Origin of the sequence: Plantactinospora endophytica, from assembly GCF_016862915.1 — a bacterium.
Taxonomy (GTDB): Bacteria; Actinomycetota; Actinomycetes; order Mycobacteriales; family Micromonosporaceae; genus Plantactinospora; species Plantactinospora endophytica.
In genome coordinates, this window is the sequence record NZ_BONW01000039.1 from 110,572 (window position 1) to 125,678 (window position 15,107).

Below are 15,107 nucleotides of genomic sequence, written 5' to 3' on the forward strand. Positions count from 1 at the left end.
GGAGAACCGACCGGGCTGGGCCGGAGAATCGACCGGGGCTAGGGTTGGCCGGTGCCGGACCGGGCCGCCTTCGGATGGGACGAGACGCTGTACGCCGGCAGCGCCGCCTACTACGCCGTCGGCCGGATGTCGTACCCGCCGACCGTCGCCGACGTCCTGCGGACGGAACTCGGGCTGGACGGCAACGGCCGGCTGCTCGACGTCGGCTGCGGACCCGGCTCGCTGACCCTGCTGCTGGCACCCCTTTTCTCGACCGTCGTCGGGATCGACGCCGACCGGGACATGCTGCGCCAGGCGGACCGGGCGGCCCGGCAGGCCGGGATCGGCAACGTGCACTGGCAGCGGTCACGTGCCGAGGAACTGCCCGCCGGACTCGGCACCTTCGACGTCGTCACGTTCGCGCAGTCGTTCCACTGGTTCGACCGTCCCCGGGTGGCCCGCGCCGTACGCCCGATGCTCGGCGCTGACGGGGTCTGGGTGCACGTGAGCGCCACCACGCACCGTGGCGTGGAGGGTGCCGATCCGCTGCCGTACCCCCGTCCGCCGCACGACGGGATCGACGCGCTGGTGGCCCGCTATCTCGGGCCGGTGCGTCGGGCCGGCCGGGGCGTACTGCCGGGCGGCACGCCGGGCGGGGAGGAGGAGGTGATGCGCGCCGCCGGGTACCACGGTCCGCGCCGGCTGGAGGTCGGTGGCGGTGCCGTGCGGGAGCGTACCGAGGACGAGGTGGTGGCCTCGGTCTTCTCACTGTCGTACGCCGCGCCGCACCTCTTCGCCGACCGACGCCCGGAGTTCGAGCGGGACCTGCGGCTGCTGCTGCGTACCGCCTCACCCGGCGGGCGCTTCGCCGAACGGACCCGGGAGGTCGGTCTGGTGCTGTGGCGACCCTGGCCGTTGGCGGAGTCGGCAACAGGCGCCTGACGTGTGGACGTGTCCCGCTCTCCGGTGTGGATTTGGCGACATGAAGGGATAGGACTACGGTCAAGGCCGGCTGATGCCGCGAAATGGGGCTAACACGACCGACGGGATCATGGTGACTGTCCTCAACTTTCGGCGTACCCGATCACACCTCGTGCTCGCCGTGGCGTGCGCGACGGCCCTGCCGCTGCTGGCCTGCGCGGGCGGCGGCGGTGGCGAAGGTCCACGATGGGCCGATGGGGTGCCGACCACCGACTCCTCCTCGGTCGCGCCCACCCCGACCGAGGTCGGCCCGACGCCGACCCTGACCCCCACGGCCCGGCCCACGGCGGCCCGGACCACCCGACCGGCGGCCACCACCCCGGCGACCCGCCGGGCCCGCACCATGGCGGAGCAGACCACGGTGACGGTCCGGGTGACCGGCGGGTTCGGCCAGTCGCAGAACTTCACCGGACTGCACCAGGAGGGCTGCGGCAATCCCAGTTTCGGCCTGGTGCAGGTCCGGGTGGGCGCGGCTGCGAACGTCTCCTCGGTGTCGTTCCGCTACCAGGTGAACACGCCGGTGCCGTTCAGCGGCAGCGGGTCCGGGCGGACCATCGGCAACGACCGGTCGACCTGGCTGGCCAGCCTGGGGCCGTTCCGGGCCGAGTCGCGCAACGCGGCGGGCGGCACGATCGCGGTCACCGCGACGGCGAAGTTCAAGGACGGCTCCAACCGTTCGGGCCGGGTCAACACCGCGTTGAAGCCCTGCCAGCGCTGAAGCCCTACGGGCGCCGAAACTTCACGAGTGCTGACGTCCTACGAGTCGCCGAAGCTCCTGCCAGCGCTGACGGGCGATTCGCCGTTGTGACCTGGGACTTTCGCGGGTTGACTTCAAGCGAGGTTCAACTTGCAACCTGGTGAGCATGGCAGACTTCACCATCGACGAGGCGTACCAGCGGCTCCGGTCTACCGGTCCCGAACGCGACGGCTGGCTGTCCAACCACGCCCCGATGGCGGCGGAGGCCCTGGCCCGGCACGGCTACGGCGCACAGGTCCACCGCTGGCTGGACCGGTACGCGGACAAGTTGACCGACCGGCCCCGGGGAATCTCGGCGATACCTGTCGAGGAATGGCGTGACCCGCTCGGCGACCCCACCCGGGCCGGCGACTGGCTGGACTACTTCGCCCGGGAGTTGGCTGACGAGTCCTGGCGTGCGGTACTGGTGCGGTGGTGGCCACGGCTGCTGCCCGGAATCGCCGCCGGAGCCACCCACGGGGTTATCCGGGTGGGGCACGCCGTACGCGCGCTGCTCGACCAGGAGACACCGGACCGGGTCGCCGAACTCGGCGCGGGGCTGGCGTACTGGTCCGCCCGCTGGCAGCCGCTCGCCGCGCCCGGCACCGGGCCGTACCCGACGACCGATCCCCGTACCGCGCTCGACCGGGTGCCGAGGGTTCCCGACCAGCGGTTCGGGATCCGGGCCCGGCTGGCCCAGCTCGCCGAATCCGCCGAGTGGCCGGCGGCAGCCGGAGCCGTTCCCGGCATCCCCACCGACGTTGACCGCGGCGATAGCGGCGACAGCGGCGACAGCGGCGACAGCGTGCCGGATCGGCTGGCGGCCATTGTCGACGCCGCCGTCGTCCGGTATGCCAGCCACGGCTACGCCAGCCCGATCATGCTGGTGCACGCCGCGACCGCGCCGAACGCGGTGCTGCGTACCCTGCCCGCGCTGCCGGCGGAGCTGTGGCAGCCGAGCCTCGCCGCCGCCTGGGCCGCCACGGCCGCGGTCACCGCCGCCTACTCGCCGGCCGAGCCACGCCCCGTTGCGCCGCCACGTCGGGACCGGCGGTTCGACGAGGCGTGGGCCGGTGCGGTGCGCTCCGGCGACGAACACGCGATCAAGTTCGTCGACACCGCGACCGACACGTACGCCCGGACCGGCGACCCGACACTGCCCGGCCTGGTCGCCGAGGCGATCCGCCCACTGACCGAACCCTGATCGGCGCCCGGTCCCGACCGTCGTCGGCAACCGGGTGGTGGCCCGGTGTCAGGCTGGGGCATGATCGGCGGTGATGTCCTTCGTCCTGCACGAGCCCGCCCGGCTCGACCTCTGCCACGACAGCCTGCACGGCCTCTCCGTCGGTGACGCGCTCGGTGCCCAGTTCTTCATGGTCGGCCGGTCGCTGACCGAGTTGGCGGCGGGTCGACCGCCGGCCGGCCCGTGGGAGTGGACCGACGACACCCACATGGCCTGCTCGGTCGCCGCCGAACTCGGCGGGTACGGCGACATCGGGCAGGACCGGCTCGCCGTCGCGTTCGCCGAGCGCTGCGACCCGTACCGGGGTTACGGGGCGGGTGCGGTGGTGATCCTGCACCGGATCCGGGACGGTGTGCCGTGGCGGGACGCGGCCCGCGAGGCGTTCGGCGGCGAGGGTTCCTGTGGCAACGGCGCGGCGATGCGGGTGGCACCGGTCGGTGCGTACCACGCCGACCGGCCCCGGCACGCCGCCGAGCAGGCGATCCGGTCCGCCGAGGTGACACACGCACATCCGGAGGGGATCGCCGGGGCGATCCTGGTCGCGGTCGCCGCCGCGTACGCCGGGCAGGCCCGGCTCACCGGGGTACGCCCGCCCGCCTCCGCGTTCCTCGACCGGCTGGAGCCGTACCTGGTGGACGGTCAGGTGCGCCGGGGTGTCGAGCGGGCCCGTCGGCTGCTCGCCGGGCGGGCGGTCACCGTCGAGGAGGCGGCGTACGAGCTGGGCAACGGCTCGCGGGTGACCGCACAGGACACCGTCCCCTTCGCGCTCTGGGTCGCCGCCACCCACCTCGACGACTATCCGAAGGCCATCACGGCCTGCGTGGCCGCCGGTGGCGACGTCGACACCACCGGCGCGATCGTCGGTGGCGTGGTGGCGACGTACACCGGGCTCGGTGACCGTCCCGACGTGACCGGCGTGCCGGCCGCGTGGCTGGCCGCCCGCGAGCCGCTGCCGAGCTGGGCCGGCCGGGCGGCGGATCGCAACGGTTGACCGGGCGGCGCGCCGGCCGACCGGGGCGCGGTCACGGTTGCGGCGCCGACCACCATCGACCGCAGCGGGCGGGCGGTCCGGGCCGGGGAATGCGGGTACCCGCTCCCCGCTAGCCGGACCTGCCGCTCCTGTCGGGCGTGCCGTTCTCGGCTGCCCTGTCGGTCTCCGCCGCGTGCTCGGCCTCGGCCGCGTTCTTCTCCTCGGCCGCCTTCTCGGGCTCGTCGGGCTTCCGGGACTTGTTGGAGTGGTTCGGCTTGTCGATGGCCAGCAGTAGTCGGCAGTAGCGTTCGATCTCGCTCCGGCTGCCCGCCGCCTCCAGCAGCACCTTCGACGGTGACCGGTTCGCCCGGGCGTCGCTGTCGGCGCCGCCCCTGGCCAGGTAGGCCCGGCACTGCCCGTAGACCGAGGGATGCGGGGTGGCCTGCCGGGAGCGCGGCGAATGGTTCGGGGGCGGTGCCGCCGTGGGCCCGCCGGTCGGCGCCGTCGTACCGGTCGGTGGTGTCGTGATCGTGGGTGCTGTCGCGGTGGTCGGCGGGACCGGCGTGCGGCTGCCGCTGTCCGGTGCGCCGCGGCGCGGATCCGCCGGGTCCAGGGCGGGGATGTCGGTCGCCAGTGCCGCCCCGGCGGTCAGCGTGGCGAGGACGACCGCGATCCAGCCACCGGCGCCGACCGTCAGCCGGCGCCGACCGCCACGGGACCGTCCCGTCACCGCGTCGGGCGTCGTCGGGGAGGCCGCTCCGCCGGCCTTCGCCCGTGCCTCGCGCACCATTTCCGGGTACGTCCCGCCGGCCGCGAGCCGCGCCGCCCGCGCGGTACGGAACGCCTGAAGCGCCGCCTCCTCACCGGCGAGTTCCGCCGCGCGGGCCGGTGCCGAGGCGGCGGTGAGCAGTTCGGCGACCGGGTCGCTCGGGTCACGGTGCGGCTGCCCGGTGCCGGTGTCCCGCCCGGCGGCGGCGTCGAGCAGCCGCTCGGCCGCGTCCGGATCGAGTCCGCCCCTTCGGTGGGATGCCATCCACATGCTGTTCAACGCCGTCCCCGTCCCGCCTCGACGTCCCCGCCGGACCGTACGCCGGCCAGCGGGCCGATCGTCGGTGCCTCCCCGTTCCGCGCCGGGTCGCCCCGCTCGTCCTGCGCCAGGATCCGGGCCAGCCGGCGAAGTCCACGATGCGCGGCGGTGCGTACCGCGCCGGGGCGTTTGCCCAGTACCCGGGCGGTGCTCTCGGCGTCCAGCCCGATCACGGTACGCAGCAGCACCGCCTCCGCCTCGGTACGCGGCAACGTGGCGATCAGCGCGACCGCGGTGTCGGTGCCCAGTCCCTCGCTGGCGCTCTCGGCGGTGTCCTCGGTCGCCGGCAGTTCCGACAGCGCCTCGACCGGCACCGGTACGGTCGGGCGGCGGCGCTGGTGCCGCAGGTGGTCCAGCGCCCGGTTACGGGCGACCCGGGTGGCCCAGGCCCGGAAGCCGGGCCCGCCGGCGAAGTTGTTCAGGTCGCGGGCGATCTGGAGCCAGGCTTCCGACGCGACGTCCTCGGCATCCGCCCCGACCAGCACGGTCAGGTAGCGCAGCAGCCCGGGTTGCAGCTCCCGGAAGAGCAGGCGGAACGCCTCCTCGTCCCCGTCCTGTGCGGACCGGACCAGATCGGTCAACTCGTTCAGCACGGTCCGGCTCCGCTACGGGCCGCTCCGGCCCCGTCTGTCCGGGGTGCCGTCCGGACGTGCCGACGGGGAGCCGGAGCCCATCCCGCAGCGCCGGACCGTACCGTGCGTTGTCGTCGAATCCCGATCCGCACCGGTCCGTCCCCCGTCCACGTGATCGCCGCCCTACGCTAGGTGCGGTGGAGCCGGCGGGCAAGTCGTGGATCGATCAGAGCGAGTGAGATATCTCCGCCCACCGGCACGGCGAGTTGGGGTAACACGATTCCACTGTCCGGCGCTGTCCCGGTAGTGCCGTGGCGGAGACCAGCCGACGCACCGGCCGAACGCTCGGTGGTGCCGGGCTTCGGCGTCGTCGGGCAACCCCTGTGGCCTGCTGGTCAGGCGGCCCGGTAACCTCTGCGCTTCGACGGCGGGGACGCGTCGACAACGGGGGAGGGGAGACGGTGATGTGGCCGTTCCGGAAGAAGCAGGCAGCGGGGCCCGTGCCCACGGCCGGCACCGCACCGCAGATCGACAAGGCCAAGGGTGACCCGGGCGCGGCCCGGTTGCGCGCCGCGCTCGAACAGCGGAACTGGGGCGCCGCCCGGGACTTCCTGAACTCCGTCGAGCACCCCGACGACCGGGCGTTCTACCTGGGTGTCTGCGCGGACGTCGACGGGGTGCAGGACTGGATCGAGGAGTGGATCGCCGCCGAGCCGCAGTCCACCCTGCCGACGCTGGTACGCGGCTGCCACGCCGTCTACTGGGCGTGGGAGGCGCGCGGTGGCGCCCGGGCCTCCCAGACCAGCCGGAGCCAGTTCCAGGGCTTCTTCGACCGACTGCGGATGGCCGAGAACTGCCTCGACGAGGTGACCGAACGCGACCCCGACGACACGACCGCGTGGTCCTTCCTGGTGACCGCGGCGCGGGGCCGGCAGGTCGGCCGGGAGGAGGCCATGCACCGCTTCGCCCAGGTGGTACGCCGGCATCCGACGCACCTCGTCGCACACCAGCAGATGCTCCAGTTCCTCTGCAACAAGTGGTTCGGCAGCACGGAGGAGATGTTCGACTTCGCGCGTACCGCCGCCGCGAAGGCGCCGGCCGGCAGCCTGCTGCACGAGTTGGTCGTGGTGGCACACATCGAGCACTGGCTCGACCTGCCGAGCGAGGAGAAGGACCCGTACATCATGAGTCCGCAGGTACGCGCCGAACTGCGGGCCGCAGCCGAGCAGTCGATCTGGCACCCGGAGCACCGGCGCCGGCCGGGGTGGCCCAGCTCGTACAACTCGTTCGCGCTCGCCTTCTCGTTCGCCGAGGACTATCCGGCGGCGGCTGCCGTCTTCGACGCGATCGGCGACAACGTCACCGAGTGGCCGTGGTACTACTCCAGCGGCAGTGATCCGGCGGGGCGGTTCGTCACGTGGCGGGACATCGCGTTCGCCCGACGGCACGAGCAGCCGCAGTAACGGTCGCCGCGCCGGTTGGTCGGCGGAGCGATCCGACGGCGCGCATTCCACCGGGTTCGGTGACAGAAACGCGGTCGAAACATTGCCGACCTTCTTCCCCGGGACCGCCTCGGGCGATTATCGGACCTTGTCGAGATCGTCGTTTCTGTTACTCCGGCTGATCGTGAGAATTAATGTTCCAGCTCGGACGGGGTCCGGCAATAGCGTCGTCCGCTGCCCGGTCGAACAGCAGGGTGCCTGCCACCGTCCCACCCGGCGTCGATCACTGTCGTCTCAGGCACCCGTGAAACTCCGAGGACGAGCCCCGGGTGGCGGCGCCATCGTGAGTTCGAGGCACAGTGGACGGTCCACAGTGGCCCACGGTACGGCGAGCGTGCCGTCGGATGATGGCGGCCCGGCTTGCCGGCTGAACCCGCGCCCCGGCTCGGACGGCGCCCGGGCCGAGGGCCTGGTGGGTCGAGTGTGCCCGCCGGGCTGGCCGACGTTCCGGGCGGACTGTGCGTTGACCTGGGTGGGCAACGGCTGAGAGGCCGGGCAGGAATCGCTTCGCGCCGACCCGCGCGAGGGCGTGTAGTCGCGCCCGGAGCCGTCCGGCGATATCGCTGGCGACGGCGGGTCTCAGCCCGACCTTCCGGTGTCGACCCTTCCACCCCGACACGGTCGGAGCGTGGCGTAAGCGCGCCGGGCGGCGGTCGACCGCCGCCTCCGAGCGGACCGAGCGCGGAACTGCTGACCTGTCTGGCCTGGTCGTTCGCCGATAGATCGACGTGATGCCCGGCGTGGACAAAGCGGAACACGGCGCCGGTATATGAGATCGCTTCGGGGATCGCCTGGACCTGTGGCGCGTCGCGCCCTAAGCTCCATGCGCACAGGGGCATGCCTGCGCGCACTCGAACGGTCAATTGCCCTCGGCTCTTGGGGCGGTGCATCATGGGCTAACCGGTCCCGGCCGTATCAGCAGGTGATGGGGGAAGAGCGTGGCGCAGGGCTCGATCAAGAAAGATCCCGCCGCCGAGCTGCGGGACGCCCTAATCTCCGCGCTGATCGAAGTGCAATTCATGAATGCACTTCCGGATCGGCGCCTGCTCATAAATCTTGTCCGGCGAGACGTCATCAACTTCCCGGACGTGCAGGAGCGCCCGGAGGCCCGGCTCCATGTCGTGGAGATCGTGCTGGCGTGCCTGGGCAACCCGGGCGGCCTCCGCGCGCTGGTGGCCGCACTGTCGACGATGGCGCCGGACGCACCGGGCACGAAACGCGCCACCCAACTGATCGAGTCGGCGGCACTGCTCAACCTGCTTCCGGACAGCGAGGTCAAACGGATACACGAGCTGCTCCGCAGAGCCGAGGACGGGCGACCGGATCCGGGCTGGTGGCGGCCGACGGTGAGCACCTCGGCGCCACGGCTGCCGGGTACGGTCAGGAATCTGACAGCGGCATTCGACCACCTCGCCACCCAGCCGATCGGCCAGCATCGCGTGCCGGCGGCCCTGGCCCTGGTCAGCGATGTCGCGGCGCAGCTCGACGGTCCGATCGCCGTGGAGTTGTCGCACTGGGCGGAGGGGCATGCCGAGCGCCTCGAGTTGCTGGAGGAGTTCCGGGCCCTCCGCCGACAGCCCGATGATTCCGCCGAGGAGGCAGCAGTGGTGGCGGCGTCGGCCGGGCCGGCGGACGGTCCGGCGATCCCGCATCAGTCGGAGGCCCCGCCCGAGGAGGCTGACGACAGCGTCGGCGAGGATCCACAGGGGACCGGACAAATTGATACTATCTCCGCGAGCAGTCCGGCCGGCTCGGATCGGCTTGTGGAGATTGGACCGACCGACGTCGCCGACCTGCCCGTGCAATCCGAAAGCGACGCGGGCCTATTGCGAGGAGATCCGATGCCTCCCGTCGCTCCAACCCAGCGGTCCACCGCCAAACTGCCGCAGGTCTGGGGCGACGTCCCGCAGCGGAATCCGAACTTCACGGGTCGCAAGGAGTTGCTCGAACACCTGCACAACGAGCTCCAGACCTCCCGGGAGACCGCAGTTCTGCCACAGGCACTGCACGGCATGGGTGGCGTCGGCAAGTCGCAGGTCGCCATCGAATACGTGCATCAGCACAGTGGTGACTACGACCTGGTCTGGTGGGTGCCGTCGGAGCAGGACGGCCAGATCCTGGCATCTCTCACCAAGCTCGCCCAGCGACTGGATCTCGAGGTCAGCCCCGAGGCGAACAGCGCCGTTCCCGCCGTTCGGGAGGCGTTGAGCACGGGCCAGGTGCCCTATGACAGTTGGCTGCTCGTGTTCGACAACGCCGAGACGCCGGACGAGGTGCAGAAATACTTCCCCACCGGAGGAGCGGGCAAGATCCTGGTCACCTCCCGGGACCTGGACTGGGCGCGGGTCAGCCAGGCGATCGAGGTCGACGTCTTCACCCGTGAGGAGAGCCGGACGTTCCTGCGGAAGCGCAACCCCGAGTTGTCGGACGCGGACACCGACCGGCTCGCCGAGGCACTGGGCGATCTGCCACTCGCCATCGAGCAGGCTGCGGCGTGGCGGGCGGCCACGGGGATGCCGGTGGACGAGTATCTCGCGTTGCTTGAGGACAAGCGGATCGAGTTGCTCGACGCATCCCCTTCCCCCGACTACAAGCGGTCGGTGGCGGCGGCCTGGAAGCTCTCGTTGGAACGGTTGAAGGAAGTCAACGAATCGGCGTTCCAACTGTTGCAGATCTGTTCGTTCTTCGCTCCGGAGCCGATCTCGCGGGATCTGTTCGCCGGCTCGCCCACCGCGCCCATCACCCCTGCGCTCGACACGACCCTGAGCGACAAGTTCCGGCTCAGTCGCGCGATCCGTGACATCCAGCGGTACGCGCTCGCGCGGATCGACCACCGCCGGAACACGCTGCAGATACACCGGCTCATTCAGGCCGTGCTGGTGGGCGAGATGGGCGACGACGAGCGGGAGCTGATGCGTCGGGGCGCACACACCCTGTTGGCGAACGGCAATCCCAACAATCCGAGTCGGCGCGAACGTTGGGAGAACTACCTGGCGCTGCGGCCACACGTCGCGGTCTCCCGGGCCGTGGAATCCACGGATCCGAGGGTCCAGGATCTCGTCTTCGGAATCGTGCAGTTTCTCTACCACTGGGGTGACCACACCGGCAGCGAGGAGTTGGCCGAGGAGGCTTACGGCCTGTGGGTGCGGCACCGGGGAGAGACGGCCCCGCAGACGCTCCGGCTGGCCAAGTGGCTCGGCTGGACGCGGTGGATCAACGGGAAGTACCGCGAGGCCCGGGAGCTGAACCAGCACACCCTCGAGCTTTACCGGCAGACGCTGGGCGAGGAGGACGAGGGCACCATCGACGCGATGTACATGGTGTCGATCGACCTGCGTACCAGCGGAGACTTCACCGCCGCCCGCGAACTCGACGAGCAGGCGCTCGCGATCGCCCGCCGGGAGTTCGGCGACGACGACTTCGCGACGTTGGTCTGTGCCAGCAGCCTCGGGGTGAGTCTGCGACTCAACGGCGAGTTCGCCCGGGCCGCCAAGCTGGACCGGGACACCGCGGACCGCCGGGCGACTCTGCTGGGCTCCGACGACGAGGCCACGCTGAACACGCTCAACGGACTCTGTATCGACATGAGGGAATCGGGCAGTTATCTGGAGGCCCGCCGGCAACAGGAGGAACTCTACGCCCGGCATCTGACGGCGTTCGGTCCGGACGCTCCGGCGACGTTACGCGCCGCTCGTACGCTCGCGGTCGCCCGACGGAAGGCCGGGGACCACTCCGGGGCGCTTTCGCTCGCCGAGACCACTCTGGAGAAATATCGGCGCCGTTACGACGACGACTATCCCGACACGATCGCGACGGCGGTCAACTTCGCGATCGACCTGCGACATACGGGCGATCTGGCGGGTGCTCTCGAGTTGGGTGAGGCGACACTCGAACGCTACGGCCGGATGTTCGGGCCGCACCATTCGTACACGCTCTCCGCCCGGACCAATCTCGCGATCGTGTTGCGGCTGCAAGGCGATGTGGAGGCGGCGTACCGGCACAACAAGGAAGCGTTGGAACTTCTGCACTCCACGCTCGGCGACGACCATCCGGTCACGTTGATCTGCGCCACGAACCTGGCGAGTGACCTCTATGCGCTCGGCAAGGTCCAGGAGGCGTACGAGCAGGACACCGACACGTTGGCCCGCTCGGAACGGACGCTCGGGGTCGAGCACCCGTCGACTCTCGCCTGCAGCGTCAACCTGGCACTGGACCTGCGGGCACTGGGCCGGGTCAACGAGGCGGACAAGATCCTCGCCGACACGATGGCCAGACTCCGGCGGGTACTGGGCGACCGGCATCCGGCCACGCTGAACGCGATCCAGAACGTCCGGGCAGACTGCGACGTGGATCCGATGCCGCTGTGACGACCGATTCCGTCGGCCGGAATGGCTCCGGGGCGGCGGAACCGGTCGTGTCGTCCGCGCAGCCCAGGGACCGGAGCGGTCAATCCACCCGTCCCGGCGGTCCGCTGCCGCCGATGTTGCTGCGCGGGCGCTCGACCTGGTAGAGCACCTGTTGCAGCGGCCGGGCCAGCAGTTCCCGGTCACGGCCTGCCAGGGTGGCGAGTGAGTCCGCGCTGAGGTCGACCAGTTCCGTCTCGACGTCACGGGAGAGGGAGAGTTCCACTCGCCGGTTCCTTCCTCTTGACGGACGCCGTCCCATCACCCGCCGAGCGTGTGCTGGCGTGGCCGACATCGGTGGCGGGTGGACCGGGCCGTTGGCCCTGCGGTTTCACCAGTTTCCCACATGGCTCGGGCAAGTCGGTCGCGATTCCTCCTCTGTTTTTTCTACTCAGCGGGTGGGATGCTGAATCCTTTGGAGGCGTCCAATGTCGAGATCGTTCGGCGCATCCCTCGACGCCAAAGTCGGCATCGTCACCGCATTGCCCGTCGAATGTGTGGCGATGCGGTTGATGGTCGAGGAGCTGGAAGACCTCCGAGTGCACGGCGACCCCAATCACTACCGCGCCGGCAGGCTGCCGAGCCGGGATCCGCGGCACCCGCACCGGGTCGTGGTCGCCGTGCAGACCGAGGACGGTACCCGTAACGCGGCCGCGATCTGTGCGGACATGGCACGCAGCTTCGCCGGGCTGCGCACGTTCGTGATGTGTGGGATTGCCGGCGGTGTGCCCGTGCCGGACGAGCCGGGCCAGGTGCGGCTCGGCGACATCGTGGTGGCGACGAAGGGTGTGGTGGACTACGACCACGTCTGGACGGTCGACGGCGACGACACGCTCCGCCGGCCGGTGCAGCAGCCGTCGAAGGCGTTGCTTCGGGCGGACCGGGAACTGGAGATGAAGGAGCTGACCGGCGAGCAGCCCTGGGGCGCGCTGCTCGGCGAGGCGCAGACCAGGGCGGCGTTGTTCCGCCGGCCGGACGACGAGACTGATCCGCTCCGTCCGGGTGAGCAGCCCGACAGCCGTCGGGACTCGGCGCCCGGATGGCCGGTGGGGACGCCCCGGGTGCACCGTGGCGTGGTGGGCAGCGCCGACCGGCTGCTCCGCGACGCGGCCCGGCGGGACGCGTTGGCGGTCCGGCACCGGATCCGAGCCGTGGAGATGGAGGGCTCCGGGGTGGCGGTCGCCGCCGACCTCCACGAGCGGCAGTGGTTCATGGTCCGGGGCGTCGCCGACTACTGCGACAACCGGACGAAGAACGACGTCTGGCATCCGTACGCGGCGCTGGCCGCAGCGGCGTACGTCCGCGCGCTGCTGGCCGAGGCGGTCCCGTTCGCCGAGGACGGGCGAGACGGGCGACACGACTGGAACGAGCGAGACGGCTGGAACGAACGAGACGGCCGGAACGAACGAGACGGTCGGGATGGTCGGGACGGGCGGCGGCCGACCAGATCGCCGACGGACGGGCTCCAGACGATCGTCGACGCCCTGTTGAGCGTTCCGGCCATGCGTGACGACTACCAGCGGCGGGCGGTCATCGCGATGTTGCCCGAGCACATCCGTACGGCGGTTCCGGACAGCGTGGTCGGCCGGCTGCACGTCGTCGGGCTGGTGGGAACCTGTGAGCACTATCCGGACGGGCGGGACGCCCTGCTCGACGCCCTCCAACTCACGCTCGGCCCGGACGATCCGGAGTACCGGCGGATCAGCGAGGTCGTCCGGCGTCACTGGCCAGCGGGTTGACGCCGGCCGTCAGCTCGTCCAGCCAGGCGGTGAGCCGGAGCGCATCGGGCCGATATCCCCGCTCGGCGGCGCGGGCGTACACGGCACGTACGAGTTCCGGCCGGTGCAGCAGTACGGAGTCCCGGTGCGGCAGTGCGGAGTCGGAGGTGGGGCCGAGCGTGGTGAGGCCCAGCCCGACCCAGGCGTTCAGGTCGTCGGCGTCCGCCGCGAGACGTGCGAGGTAGCCGGCCCGGGCAGCGTCGGCGTCACCCCGGACGAGCGCGATGTCGGCCTCGGAGACGTCGAGTGCGCGTAACCGGGGGCCGAGCTGGAGCGGATATCCGGCGACGTACCGGCGGACGAGCAGCAGCAGCCCCTGCGACCAGCGCTGCTGCGGATGCGCGACGACGGCCGGCCGGTACGGGTCGACCTGCACGCCCCGCCCGCCGACCCAGGCCAGGGTCAGCCGACGGACGTCCTCGGCCGGCGGACGCAGGTGCCGGATCCGCCAGCCCGACCGGTGGCCGAGGGCGATCAGCTCGGCGGCCCGGGTCGACTCGACGGGCAGCGGTTCGGCCAACCACGGCTCGACCCGCTCGGCGAGCCGTCCGAGCAGCCGTTCACCCCAGTCGGTCAGCCCGGCCGGTCGCCGCAGCCCCCGAAGTGCCTCCCTGACCTGCGCCCGGGCGTACGCGTACTCCAGGTCCGCGTCGCGCCGCTGCGCTCCGGTGCAGGTGAGCCGGTAGTCGCGGAGGAACGCCGCGATGCCGACGAAGGCGTAGATCCCCTGTAGCAGGCCGCCCAGCGGGCGTGGGTCGTCGCGCCAGGGTGCGTACCTCGTCTGCTCGTCGCGGCCGGTGGTGAGCGGTACCAGGTGCATGAGTCCGCCGAGTTTGATGTGCTGGAACTCGTGCACCAGCGACACCGCCAGGGTCGCCTCGTCCGGCGGCGTCGAGACCATGACGCTGCCGAACGCCTCGCCGGTCGAGGCACTGCGGGTCTCCAGGTCGTCGCTGGTGGGTAGCGGCACCAGGGACACCACGCCGGCCGCGATCGACTCGGCGGTGTCGGGCTGCTGCTCGTGGAGCAGCCGCCAGGCACCGGCGAGGAGTTCCGACCACCGGGCGACGGCGGCGTCGTCGAGCCGGTCCGGTTCGACCGGGTCGGCGAGTTCGCGGTACGGGTCGACGTCGTCGAGCAGGACGCGCAGTCCGGGACCGGTACCGGCCGACAGCCGCCGTAGGCCCCACCAGCCCGGTACGTCGTCCTCGGTCGAGTCGAGCCGGACGGTCACGCCCTGATCGGGGTCGCCGATCCGGACCCGGCCGTCCGCGCACTCCGCCTCGACCGCGCACCACCGTCCCGGTGCGGGCAGCACCGCCATGCCGAGCGAGGGCAGCATGACCCGGCCGGAGCGTGCGGGTAGCCGGGTACGCCAGCGCAGCCCGGCCCGGGCGGCGGCCACCAGTGCCACCGCGTGCAGGGCGCCGAAGTCGGCCCAGATCGGTGCCTGCGCGTCCGCCCCGCCCCGGTGGCGTCGGAGGGTGTACGCGGCCCAGTTGCCGATCTGCGGATGCAGCAGCAGGTCGGTGAACTCCGCCGGTGCCGACTCCTCCGCGCGGACCAGCACGTCCCGGGCGGTGTCGGCCGGCGGAAGCGGGCCGAGCAGCCGCGCGTCGGCGCTCGCGGCCTCGATCACCGCGTGCAGCAGCAGGAGTCGCCGGCTGCGCTGGGTGTGCCAGAGTTGTCGGACCAGGTCGGGTCCGCCCCCGCCGGTGCAGAGTGCGTCGAGGTGCCGCTCGGACAGGCGGTGGCGGGGGAGGTCCGGCTGTGGCTCGACGTGGTCCACCACTGACACACTCCTCGCTCCGTCTTACGTAGACAGCGCTGTCCCGTCCGTGGCCAGTGCCGGAAAC

11 protein-coding genes are annotated in these 15,107 nt (G+C 71.6%); 7 read left to right on the top strand and 4 right to left on the bottom strand.

What is annotated here, in order from left to right; all coding sequences use genetic code 11:
* Positions 1 to 51: 51 nt before the first annotated feature.
* The 4 genes from Pen02_RS32220 to Pen02_RS32235 all read left to right on the top strand — a co-directional run bounded on the left by Pen02_RS32220 (position 52) and on the right by Pen02_RS32235 (position 3,930).
* Entirely contained in the window at positions 52 to 921 is an 870-nt protein-coding gene (locus Pen02_RS32220; RefSeq protein WP_239141657.1) for a class I SAM-dependent methyltransferase, read from the top strand.
* Between the two features lie 109 nt (positions 922 to 1,030).
* Complete coding sequence (locus Pen02_RS32225) at positions 1,031 to 1,678, top strand: hypothetical protein (protein WP_203869932.1); 648 nt, start codon at positions 1,031 to 1,033, stop codon at positions 1,676 to 1,678.
* Between the two features lie 145 nt (positions 1,679 to 1,823).
* The gene (locus Pen02_RS32230; RefSeq protein ID WP_203869933.1) at positions 1,824 to 2,900 is read left to right on the top strand and encodes a questin oxidase family protein; all 1,077 of its coding nucleotides are present in this window, start codon (positions 1,824 to 1,826) and stop codon (positions 2,898 to 2,900) included.
* Between the two features lie 73 nt (positions 2,901 to 2,973).
* On the top strand, positions 2,974 to 3,930 hold the full coding sequence (locus tag Pen02_RS32235; RefSeq protein WP_203869934.1) for an ADP-ribosylglycohydrolase family protein: 957 nt from the start codon (positions 2,974 to 2,976) through the stop codon (positions 3,928 to 3,930).
* A 109-nt stretch (positions 3,931 to 4,039) separates the two neighbouring features.
* On the opposite strand, the gene Pen02_RS32240 is transcribed toward Pen02_RS32235, so the two are convergent.
* A complete protein-coding gene (locus tag Pen02_RS32240; RefSeq protein WP_203869935.1) occupies positions 4,040 to 4,942 on the bottom strand; it encodes a hypothetical protein in 903 nt (300 codons plus the stop codon).
* A gap of 11 nt (positions 4,943 to 4,953) precedes the next feature.
* Positions 4,954 to 5,589 (bottom strand): RNA polymerase sigma factor, encoded by a 636-nt coding sequence (locus Pen02_RS32245; RefSeq protein WP_203869936.1) that lies wholly within the window; start codon positions 5,587 to 5,589, stop codon positions 4,954 to 4,956.
* Between the two features lie 443 nt (positions 5,590 to 6,032).
* On the opposite strand from Pen02_RS32245, the gene Pen02_RS32250 reads away from it, so the two are divergent.
* A complete protein-coding gene (locus Pen02_RS32250; protein WP_203869937.1) occupies positions 6,033 to 7,031 on the top strand; it encodes a tetratricopeptide repeat protein in 999 nt (332 codons plus the stop codon).
* A gap of 1,049 nt (positions 7,032 to 8,080) precedes the next feature.
* On the top strand, positions 8,081 to 11,437 hold the full coding sequence (gene fxsT / locus Pen02_RS32255) for an FxSxx-COOH system tetratricopeptide repeat protein (protein WP_275413638.1): 3,357 nt from the start codon (positions 8,081 to 8,083) through the stop codon (positions 11,435 to 11,437).
* A 79-nt stretch (positions 11,438 to 11,516) separates the two neighbouring features.
* Here fxsT and Pen02_RS32260 read toward each other — a convergent pair whose 3' ends face one another.
* Positions 11,517 to 11,699 carry a hypothetical protein gene (locus tag Pen02_RS32260; RefSeq protein ID WP_203869939.1) on the bottom strand — a complete coding sequence of 61 codons (183 nt, stop codon included), beginning with the start codon at positions 11,697 to 11,699 and terminating at the stop codon, positions 11,517 to 11,519.
* 202 nt (positions 11,700 to 11,901) lie between these two features.
* On the opposite strand from Pen02_RS32260, the gene Pen02_RS32265 reads away from it, so the two are divergent.
* Complete coding sequence (locus Pen02_RS32265; protein WP_203869940.1) at positions 11,902 to 13,212, top strand: effector-associated domain 2-containing protein; 1,311 nt, start codon at positions 11,902 to 11,904, stop codon at positions 13,210 to 13,212.
* On the opposite strand, the gene Pen02_RS32270 is transcribed toward Pen02_RS32265, so the two are convergent.
* A complete protein-coding gene (locus tag Pen02_RS32270) occupies positions 13,175 to 15,040 on the bottom strand; it encodes an HEXXH motif domain-containing protein (RefSeq protein WP_203869941.1) in 1,866 nt (621 codons plus the stop codon). The two genes, Pen02_RS32265 and Pen02_RS32270, sit on opposite strands and share 38 nt — an antisense overlap.
* Positions 15,041 to 15,107 lie beyond the last annotated feature (67 nt).

Bases quoted from the DNA above. Each gene is read 5' to 3' on its own strand.
- Pen02_RS32225 (WP_203869932.1), top strand. From the start codon at position 1,031: ATGGTGACTGTCCTCAACTTTCGGCGTACCCGATCACACCTCGTGCTC.
- Pen02_RS32230 (WP_203869933.1), top strand. From the start codon at position 1,824: ATGGCAGACTTCACCATCGACGAGGCGTACCAGCGGCTCCGGTCTACC.
- Pen02_RS32235 (WP_203869934.1), top strand. From the start codon at position 2,974: ATGTCCTTCGTCCTGCACGAGCCCGCCCGGCTCGACCTCTGCCACGAC.
- Pen02_RS32240 (WP_203869935.1), bottom strand. From the start codon at position 4,942: ATGGCATCCCACCGAAGGGGCGGACTCGATCCGGACGCGGCCGAGCGG.
- Pen02_RS32250 (WP_203869937.1), top strand. From the start codon at position 6,033: ATGTGGCCGTTCCGGAAGAAGCAGGCAGCGGGGCCCGTGCCCACGGCC.
- Pen02_RS32265 (WP_203869940.1), top strand. From the start codon at position 11,902: ATGTCGAGATCGTTCGGCGCATCCCTCGACGCCAAAGTCGGCATCGTC.